The organism is Bacillus cereus, from assembly GCF_002564555.1.
Lineage (GTDB): Bacteria > Bacillota > Bacilli > Bacillales > Bacillaceae_G > Bacillus_A > Bacillus_A cereus_K.
This window is the reverse complement of record NZ_NUVD01000075.1, coordinates 1-247: the sequence shown is the minus strand read 5'-3', so window position 1 is coordinate 247 and position 247 is coordinate 1. Positions and strand designations below refer to the sequence as shown.

The window sequence follows — 247 nt, the reverse complement described above, 5'->3', positions numbered from 1 at the left end:
AGTTCCGATCTACGAAGGCTATGGCCTCACCGAAACCACTGCGGCGCACTGCGTCAACGTCCCGGGTGCTCAGAAGATCGGAACCGTCGGACAGCCGATGGGCGGCAACGGGGTACGCATCGCCGAGGATGGCGAGATCGAACTCAACGGCGGGGTTGTCTTCAAGGGCTACTGGAAGAACGACAAGGCCACCGAAGAGACATTCGTCAACGGCTGGATGCGAACCGGTGATCTCGGTGAACTCGAC

1 protein-coding gene is annotated in these 247 nt (G+C 60.3%); it reads left to right on the top strand.

Annotation, left to right across the window (positions count from 1 at the left end; genetic code table 11):
* A partial coding sequence (locus COI75_RS17355) for an AMP-binding protein (protein ID WP_141535133.1) occupies positions 1 to 247 on the top strand: 247 nt, incomplete at both ends.